General features: G+C 74.8%; 4 protein-coding genes. 2 read left to right on the top strand and 2 right to left on the bottom strand.

Annotation, left to right across the window (positions count from 1 at the left end; translation table 11 throughout):
- Window positions 1-2,060: SUMF1/EgtB/PvdO family nonheme iron enzyme (locus tag PYV61_RS19325; RefSeq protein ID WP_275834662.1), on the top strand; the 2,060-nt coding region annotated here is incomplete at its 5' end.
- A 29-nt stretch (window positions 2,061-2,089) separates the two neighbouring features.
- On the top strand, window positions 2,090-2,272 hold the full coding sequence (locus tag PYV61_RS19320; protein WP_275834660.1) for a hypothetical protein: 183 nt from the start codon (window positions 2,090-2,092) through the stop codon (window positions 2,270-2,272).
- 78 nt (window positions 2,273-2,350) lie between these two features.
- Here the strand turns inward: PYV61_RS19320 and PYV61_RS19315 are convergent, their stop codons facing one another.
- Window positions 2,351-5,548 carry a glycosyl hydrolase gene (locus tag PYV61_RS19315; protein ID WP_275834658.1) on the bottom strand — a complete coding sequence of 1,066 codons (3,198 nt, stop codon included), beginning with the start codon at window positions 5,546-5,548 and terminating at the stop codon, window positions 2,351-2,353.
- Between the two features lie 176 nt (window positions 5,549-5,724).
- The coding region (locus tag PYV61_RS19310) for a phosphodiester glycosidase family protein (RefSeq protein WP_275834656.1) at window positions 5,725-6,257 on the bottom strand (533 nt) is incomplete at its 5' end.

Here is a 6,257-nt window from a genome sequence, read left to right as displayed (position 1 = left end):
CCGTCGTCGCGGCGGTCGCGGCGGCGGTCGTCTGGCCGCGCTGGCGCTCGACGGCGACGGCGCGCCGGCGGGCGTCGCTGTCGACCGTCGCGCAGCTGGCGCGCGAGGGGCGCTACGCGGAGGCGTACGCGCTCGCCGAGCGCGCCGAGGCGCGGCTGCCCGGGGACTCCGCGCTCGCCGCGCTGCTCGACGAGGTGTCGGACGAGCTGACCGTCACCACCGAGCCGGCCGGCGCGGCGGTCTGGCTGCAGCGCCTCCCCGACGACGGCACGGCGGCGCGCGACAGCGTGCGCCTGGGGACGACGCCGCTGCGCGCCCGGCGCGTGCCCCGGGCCGAGCACCGCGTCGTCGTGCACCTCACGGGGCACGCGTCGGCGGAGCGCGTGGCGTCCACCGCCAACCTGCGCACCGTCAGCATCCCGACGGCGTGGCGGCGGATCGTGCTGGCGATCCCGCTCGCGCGCGCGGGCGCCCTCCCCGCCGACATGGTGCCCGTCCCCGGCGGCCCGCACACGCTGGCGGGGCCCGACCTCCCGCTCGGGCTCACCGACACGCTGCGCCCCTTCCTGCTCGACCGCTTCGAGGTCACCAACGACGCCTACCGCGCCTTCGTGCGCGCCGGCGGGTACGCGCGGCTCGGCGCCGCGGCGGCGGGCGCGCGCCTGGCGGACCGCACCGGGCTGCCGGCGCCGCGCGACTGGACGAACCAGGAGCCGCCCGCCGGGCGCGGCGACCACCCGGTGACCGGCGTGTCGTGGCACGAGGCGGCCGCGTACTGCGCGTCGCGCGGACGGCGGCTGCCGACGCTGTTCGAGTGGGAGAAGGCGGCGCGCGACACCGCGCACTCGACGATCGGCATCCGCATGCCGTGGGGGTACGCGTCGGCGGCCACCGCGGCCGCCGAGCGGCGCGCCAACTTCGGCGGGGCCGGGACCGTGCCCGTGGACGCGCACCCGTTCGGGATCGGCGCCTACGGCGCCTACGCCATGGGGGGCAATGCGAAGGAGTGGCTCGCCACCGCCGCCGGGGCCGGGCGGGTCGCGACGGGCGGCTCGTGGCAGGATCCGGCGTACGTGTTCGCGCGTGTCGCCGCGCTCGACCCGGCCACCGCGTCGCCGGCGCTCGGCTTCCGCTGCGCGCGCGACTCGGCGCCGGGCGCCCCCGAACGCCCCGTCCGGCCGCTCCCCCTGGTCGTGCCGCCGACCGTGTACCGTCCGGTGGACGCGGCCGGCTTCCGGTCGCTGCTCGCGTTCTACCGCTACGACCGCCGCCCCGCGAACGCGCGCGGCGCCACGGTGCGCGAGGCGCCCGACTGGCGGCGCGAGCGTGTCTGGATCGACGGGCCGGGGGGCGACTCGGTGCTGGTGTACCTGTACCTCCCCCGGCGCGCCCGCCCGCCGTACCAGACGCTCGTCAGCGTGCCCAGCACGGCCGCGTTCTTCTTCGAGCCCGTGTGGGCGGGCGTCGAGCGCGAGCTGGCGCCGCACCTCAAGGCGGGGCGCGCCGTGCTGGCCCCGGTGCTCGACGGGATGCTGGAGCGGGCGTGGACGCCGCCCCGCCCCTTCCCGGAGCCGCCGTCGGTCGGCTTCCGCGACCTCATGGTGCGCCACGCCACCGAGCTGCGCATGGCCATGGACTGGGCCGGCACGCGCGCCGAGGTCGACACCGCGCGGCTGGCGTACATCGGGCTGAGCTGGGGCGCCGGCTCGCGCGTCGGCTTCGCGGCGGTGGACGACCGCTTCCGCGCCGTCGTGCTCGTGGGCGCCGGCATCGACGAGCGCGTGCAGCCGACGCTCCCCGAGGCGGCCAGCTTCAACTTCGCGCCGTACATCCGCGCGCCCACGCTGGTGCTCAACGGACGGCAGGACGAGGAGCACCCGTGGGCGACGCGCGCGCTGCCGCTCTGGAACCTGCTGCGCGAGCCCAAGGAGCTGGTCCTGATCGACGGGGTGGGGCACCACCCGCCCGTCGAGTTCCGGGCGCCGCCGATCAACGCCTTCCTCGACCGCGTGCTGGGGCCGGTGCGCCCCGCGGAAACCGCCCCGGGCGGCGGGTCGTAGGGACGGGACACTCCCTCCGGAGGCACGCCATGTCCCGATCGACGCAGGTCTGGCTCGTGGTCGCCGCGCTGTTCGCGTGCGTGAACGTCCTCGGCGCGTGGTGGGCGGCGACCCACGCGGAGCCGCTGCACGCCGGGGTCCACGTCGCGCTGCTGGCCGCGACCGCGGGCGCGGTCGTGCTCCTGATGCGGCGCCCCTCGCCGCACGCCTGACCCGCGCGCGACCCACGCGCGACGCGGGGGCCGCCTCCCGAAGGAGGGCGGCCCCCGTGTCGTCCGTCGGCGCGTCGCCTACTGCAGCGCGGCCGCGCACCCCGCCGGGTTGGCGCACTTCGGGTCGAGCGGCGCCAGCTTCGCGCGCGCCAGCTCGCGGTTCACCGCCGCCAGGTCGTCGCGCCACACGACCGACAGCGCGTCGGTGTACCCCTTCAGCTCCGTCGTCAGGATCCCGAAGATCTCGGGCATGTTGTTCGTCGGCCGCCCGTCGCCGCGCTCGGCCATCGCGAGCAGGTTGGCCAGCCGGTTGTTGACGCGGATCGGGAAGTTGAGCGGGTCCTGCCCGCTCTGGTTGCGCACCTGGTAGACCTTCTCCTCGATCGCCGAGGCGCTGGCGCGCAGCTTCTCGCCGGCCGCCTTCAGCGCGGCGTCGTCGGCGGCCTTCTTGTAGCGGTCGTCGAGCTGCGCCTTCACGCGGCGGATCTGGATCACCGCCATGTTGGCCTCGGTCGCCTTGTCGCGCACGCGGCGGCCGAACTGGTACTGCGCGTGGAGGTCGGCGTCGGTGACGTCGGTGAGCCACGGGTTGCGCTTCACCGCCAGCGGCGTCGTCAGCGTCTTCCCGTCGAGCGTCAGGCGCACGGTGTAGCGCCCCGGCGGGAGCGCGGGGCCGGCGGTGCCGGCGCCCCACAGGATCATCCCCGGGAACGCCTCGATCCCCTGCGCGCGCCCGTCGAAGGCGAGACGCTGCAGCCCCGCGCCCATCGGCAGGTACGTCACGCCGCCGCGGCGGCGCCGGCTCTGCGGGCGCGCGGCGCCGGTGTCGGCGCGCGCGGTGTCGGGCTCGTACGAGCGCAGCACCGTCCCCGCCGAGTCGACGACCTCGAGCCGCCCGGCCTTGGGCGCGGTCTTGGCGAACCAGCTGAACGCGACCTCGGGGCCCGAGCGCACCACGGCCGGCGGCGCGAACAGGTGCGCGTCCTTCGCGAGCACCTCGGGCGCCGCCTGGCGCAGCGCGGCCACGTCGTCGAGCACCCAGAAGCCGCGCCCGTGCGTGCCGAGCACCAGCTCGTTCCCCTCGACGATCAGGTCGGCGACCGGGACGTCGGGGAGGTTGAGCGACAGGTCCTGCCAGTTGGCGCCGTCGTCGTACGACACGTAGACGCCGTGCTGCGTGGCGGCGTAGAGCATGCCGCGCCGCGTCGGGTCCTCGCGCACCGCGTGCACGTAGGCGTCGGGGCGGATCCCCGCGACGATCTTCGTCCACGTCTTGCCGTAGTCGGTCGTGCGGAAGATGTAGGGCGCGAAGTCGTCGAGCAGCGGGCGGCGCACCGAGACGTAGGCGCGCCCGTTGTCGAACGCCGAGGCGTCGATCTGCGAGACGCGGCCGAAGTCGGGCATGTCCTTGGGCGTGACGTTCGTCCACGTCTTCCCGAAGTCGCGCGTGACGTGCACCAGCCCGTCGTCGCTGCCGGTCCAGATGATGTTCGCGTCCTTCTTCCCCGGCCCGACCGAGAAGATCGTCGCGTAGACCTCGGGGCCGTTCATGTCGCCGGTGATCGGGCCGCCGGTGCGGCCGAGCGTGGCGGGGTCGTGGCGCGTGAGGTCGCCCGAGAGGCGGAGCCACGTCTTCCCGCCGTCGCGCGTCGCCCAGAGGCGCTGCGACGACACGAACAGCAGGCGCGGGTCGGCCTTCGAGAACAGGATCGGGAAGGTCCACTGCCAGCGCTCGCGGATCTCGCTCGCCGGCTCCCCCGAGTAGAACCAGGGGTACGGGTTGACCTCGCGCGACGTGTTGAGGCGCTTGTTGAACTTGTCGACGTAGGCGCCGTTGTTCGTCCCCGAGTAGAAGACGTCGGGGTCGCGCGGATCGGGGGCGATGTAGCCGGGCTCCCCGCCGCCGGCGACGTACGAGATGGCGACGCCGCCGGCCGTCAGCTCGGTGTACGCCGTGTCGCGCTGCCCCGCGCGCTGCCGGAAGGCGGCGGCGTTCCAGTCGAACGGCGTGCACATCGTCGAGTTGTCCTGCTGGCTCCCGCAGACGTGATACGGGACGTGCGCGGTGGTGATGGCGTGGTAGAACTGCTCGGTCGGGAAGTCCTGCGCCGTCCACTTGCCGCCGGTGGTCGTGCTCACCGCGCCGCCGCCGTCGTTGGCCACCACGAGGTGGGTCGGGTCGTCCGGGTCGACCCACAGGTCGTGGTAGTCGCCGTGCGTCTGCCCGGTCACCTGCGTGATCGTCTTCCCGCCGTCCTTCGACACGAACATCGAGACGTTCTGCAGGTAGACCTTCTCGCGGTCCTTCGGGTCGGCGGTGACGTGCGTGTAGTAGAAGGCGCGCTGGCGGACGTCGCGCTGCGAGTTGACCAGCTGCCAGGTGGCGCCCGCGTCGTCGCTGCGGAACAGCCCCCCGTTCTCGTTCTCGACCTGCGCCCACAGCCGCTTCGAGTCCGCGCCGCTCACCGCCACGCCGATGCGGCCGACGACGCCCTGCGGCATGCCGGGGGCGCGCGTGATCTCGGTCCACGTCTCGCCGCCGTCGGTGCTCTTGAACAGCCCCGAGCCGGCGCCGCCGCTCGACATCTGGTACTCCTTGCGGTACGCCTCCCAGAGCGCCGCGTAGAGCACGTTCGGGTCGTTGCGGTCGATGACGATGTCGATCGCGCCCGTCTTGTCGTCGCGGAAGAGGACGCGCTTCCACGACTTCCCGCCGTCGGTGCTCTTGAACACGCCGCGCTCCTGGCTCGGCGCGCTGTACTTGCCGAACGAGGCGACGAAGACGGTGTTCGGGTCGCGCGGGTGGACGCGGATCTTGGAGATCCCGTGCGACTCGCGGAAGCCGACGTGCGTCCACGTCTTCCCGGCGTCGGTCGACTTGTAGACGCCGTCGCCGGGCATGATGTTGCCGCGGATGCACGTCTCGCCGGTGCCGATGTAGACGACGTTCGGGTCGGTCTCGCTGACGGCGACGGCGCCGATCGAGGCGCTGGTGATCTGCCCGTCGGTGACGGGGACCCAGTTCTCGCCGCCGTCGGTGGTCTTCCACAGCCCGCCGCCGGTGGCGCCGAAGTAGGCCTCGTTGGGGCGCCCCTTCACGCCGGTGGCGGCGATCGAGCGGCCGCCGCGGTCGGGGCCGATGTTGCGCCACTTGTAGCCCGACAGGAGCGTCGAGTCGAGGGTGACCGGCGCGGCCTTGGCCGACGGCTTCCTGGCCGGCGGGTCGGGGAGGGCGACGACGAGCGCGGAGAGCGCGAGGGCGGACAGCGGACGCATGATCGGCGGGGGCGGCGGCTGGGGGTGGGCGGTTCGGCAGGGCAACGCGCCCGGGCGCGGCAACGTTGGACCGGGGACCGCGGCTCGGCAACGGCAGGACAGGATTGACAGGAAACCGGGGGAAAGACGTCAGGCTCGAGTCTTTCCCCCGGTTTCCTGTCAATCCTGTCCTGCTCTTACGGGGCCTTCCTCGGCGTGCGGTCGGCGTCGCGCACGTCCCAGCTCGTCGCCCGCGTCGGCACCGGGGCCGGGCAGGCGCGCGCCGACGCGTCGGGCACGGTCACCACGAGCGCGTTCCCCACCGGCCGCTCCCCCGACGGGTCGCTCGGCGCGTTCGCCACGCGGCCGTCGAGCACCAGCGTGGTCGAGCCGCCGCCGTCGAGGTTCATCGCGTCCCAGGCGCCGAGCGCGCGCAGCGCCGGCGCCAGCTCGCCGAACGTCATGCCGACGCTGGCCGTGCTCCGCCCGTCCACCGCCACCAGCCAGACGGTGCGCCCGTCGCGCGACACGCCGACCGCGCTGCGCGGGTGGCGCGCGGCCGAGAAGCGCGGGAAGGTCCCCTCGAGCGCGTCGGCGCGCGCCGACACGTCCTCGCCGGCGGCCAGCAGCCGCCCCCACCCGCCCATCGCGGTGCGCAGCGGGACGCGGTCGGGGGCGAGGCGCAGCACGGCGGCGAGCGTCGCCGGCCCGCCGTCGCCGAGCAGCGGCG

This window comes from Roseisolibacter sp. H3M3-2 (genome assembly GCF_029211165.1).
In the GTDB taxonomy this organism is placed as follows: domain Bacteria; phylum Gemmatimonadota; class Gemmatimonadetes; order Gemmatimonadales; family Gemmatimonadaceae; genus Roseisolibacter.
Note: the sequence above shows the minus strand (reverse complement) of the source record. Positions and strands in the feature narration are given on the sequence as shown.

Bases quoted from the DNA above. Each gene is read 5' to 3' on its own strand.
- PYV61_RS19320 (WP_275834660.1), top strand. From the start codon at position 2,090: ATGTCCCGATCGACGCAGGTCTGGCTCGTGGTCGCCGCGCTGTTCGCG.
- PYV61_RS19315 (WP_275834658.1), bottom strand. From the start codon at position 5,548: ATGCGTCCGCTGTCCGCCCTCGCGCTCTCCGCGCTCGTCGTCGCCCTC.